The following is a 392-nucleotide window of genomic DNA, read 5'->3' on the forward strand; positions in this document are numbered from 1 at the left end:
GCGGGCCGCGTCGCGCTCGAGGCTGGTCATGCGCGAGATCGGCACGAGGTTCTTCTGCCAGAGCTCGCGGATGCCCTTGAGCTCCTGCGTGATGAAGGCGGTCTGGCTGGCATTGGCCTTGATCTGGTCGTTGAGGCCGGCGATCTGCTGATCGAGCTGGGCGATGCGCTCGCGCAGCTGCTCCTTCTGGCCGGTGCGCGCCTTGGCGCGGGCCGCAAACAGCCGCCGCTCGCCGTCGATCAGGTGGGCGACCGCCTCGTCCGAGCCGGCGCGGGCCAGCAGGTCGTTGGGGAAGGTGACCGCGACGTCGCCGTCGCGCTCGGCCTCCTCGCGGGCCCGGCGCGCGGCCAGCACGTCGAGGGCGCGCAGCACGATGTCGAGGTTGGAGCGGG

At 72.2% G+C, this 392-nt stretch carries 1 pseudogene; it reads right to left on the minus strand.

The annotated features are described in order from the left end of the window. Nucleotides 1–392: pseudogene (locus WDW90_RS38395) on the minus strand (HlyD family type I secretion periplasmic adaptor subunit); the annotation flags it as partial.

Source organism: Methylobacterium nigriterrae (assembly GCF_037106235.1).
Lineage (GTDB): Bacteria > Pseudomonadota > Alphaproteobacteria > Rhizobiales > Beijerinckiaceae > Methylobacterium > Methylobacterium nigriterrae.